This is a genomic window from Methylopila musalis, assembly GCF_042679725.1.
Taxonomy (GTDB): domain Bacteria; phylum Pseudomonadota; class Alphaproteobacteria; order Rhizobiales; family Methylopilaceae; genus Methylopila; species Methylopila musalis.
The window spans coordinates 1-2,074 of record NZ_JBHTMX010000317.1; the positions used below are offsets into that span (position 1 = coordinate 1).

Sequence of the window (2,074 nt, forward strand, 5' to 3'; positions counted from 1 at the left end):
GCGGAGCGCGGCGCGCTCAGTTCGCCGTCGCGCCAGACGAGCTGGTAGAGCCAGCCCGCCGCCTCGTCGCCGGCGCCGTCCGCCTTGCGGGTCAGCGCCTGGGCGCGCACGTCGCGCACCTCCACCAGCGTGGCGCCGTCGGCGCCGTAGAGCACGATGTCGCCGGCGAGCTCCCCGCCGCCGTGGCGGGTGCGGCGGCTGTGGCACCAGAAACCTTCGCGCGGCGCGCCGAACCAGTGGATCTCCTGAATGTCGGTCGGAACGTAGACGTCGGCGTCGTCCTTCACCGCGACGGTGCCGAGCAGCGTCTGGAAGCAGGCGTCGAGCAGGGTCGGATGCAGGCGGTAGGCCTCCTCCACCGCCGCGTGGGGCGCGATGAAGGCCAGCGCCTCGGTCCCGTCCTCGCTCAGGCGCAGCTCACGCACGCCTTGGAAGTGCGGGCCGTAGGTGAGGCCGCGGCCGGCCATCTCGTCGTAATGCTCCGCAGCCGAGCGGACCTTCGGGAAGCGGCGCTTCAGCGCGTCGAGCGCGATCGGTTCCGGCGTCTCCAGCGGGGCGAAGGACAGGCGGCCGCCGGCGTGCGCGGTCCAGCGGTCGGCGCCGGTGGCGCGGCTGAACACGCCGTAGGTGCGGGTGTCTTCGTGATAGTCGACCCGAAGCCGCGGAGCGTCGGCGCCGTCCACCACCAGGGCCTGACGGAAGGACAGGTTTTCGAGCAGCGCCGTCTCGCCGCCGCCGGCCGCCCGGTGGGCGGCGAGGCCGAGCTCCACATAGGCCGCGCCCGGCAGCACCACGAGGTCCTCGACCACATGGTCCGGCACGAAGGGCAGCGTGACCGGGCTCACCCGGCCGTCCCAGCCGATGGCGGGGCCGGCGGACGGCGCGCCGAGCAGCGGGTGCTCCGCCGCGCCGAGACGGTCCGCGAAGGCATCCTCGCCCTCGCTCCAGTGGCGCTCGCGCCGCCAGGGGTAGCTGGGCAGATCCACATGGCGGCCGCGGCCGCCGTTGACGCCGACCCAGTCGATGGGCGACCCGGCGGCGTAAAGCCCGGCGAGGCCCTCGCGCGCCGTCTCCGCCTCCGGCTGTCCGCGCCGGAGCGAGGACAGCACGCGCCCCTCGACCCCATGCGCGGCGAGGCACTGCTTCAGCGAGGTGGACAGCACCGGATGCGGGCCGACCTCCAGGAACAGGCGGTGGCCGGCGTCGATCAGCGCGCCGATCGCCTTGGCGAAGAACACCGGCTCGCGGATGTTGCGGCACCAGTATTCGGCGTCGAACGCGTCGTCCTCGGCCACGCGGCCGGTGACGGTGGAGTAGACCTCAAGCTCCGCCGCGGCGGGCCGCACGCCGGCCAGCGCCGCGCGCAGCTCCGGCTTCAGCGGCTCCATGAACGGGCTGTGGTAGCCCATCTCCACCTGCAGGGCGCGGTTGAACACGCCGTCCTTCGTCAGCTCCGCCGCGATCTCGTCGAGCGCGTCCTGCTCGCCCGCGAGCGTCAGGCTGGTGGGGCCGTTGGCGGCGGCGAGCGACACCCGGCCGTGATGCTCCAGCAGGAAGGGCGTGACGTCCGCCTCGCTCAGGCCGACGGCCAGCATGCCGCCCTGCCCCGCCGCTTTCTTCTGCACCCGGCTGCGGTGATAGGAGACGAGGATCGCGTCCTCGAGGCTCAGCTTGCCCGAGACATAGGCCGAGGACACCTCGCCCACGCTGTGGCCGACCACGGCCGAGGGCTCGACGCCCCAGGAGCGCCAGAGCGCCGCGAGACCGCTCTGAAGGATGAAGTTGGCGGGCTGGGCGATCTGGGTCTCGGTCACCCGCGAGGTCGCCTCGTCCCGCGCCAGCTCCTCCAGCACCGACCAGCCGGCGAGCTTCACGAACAGCGCGTCCGCCTTCTCCGCGAAGGCGCGGAACACGGGCTCGTCGCGCAGCAGCTCGCGGCCCATGCCCCACCATTGCGGACCCATGCCGCTGAACACGAACACCGGCCGCTCCGCGCGGGTCTCGCTCGCGCCCGCGGCGACGCCCGGCGCGTGGCCGTCGGCGAGCCAGCCCGCGATCCGCGCGGAGGCCTCCG

1 protein-coding gene is annotated in these 2,074 nt (G+C 73.9%); it reads right to left on the bottom strand.

Going from position 1 to position 2,074, the window contains the following annotated elements; genetic code table 11:
• The coding region (locus ACFQ4O_RS17145; protein WP_378777543.1) for an acyltransferase domain-containing protein at positions 1 to 2,074 on the bottom strand (2,074 nt) is incomplete at both ends.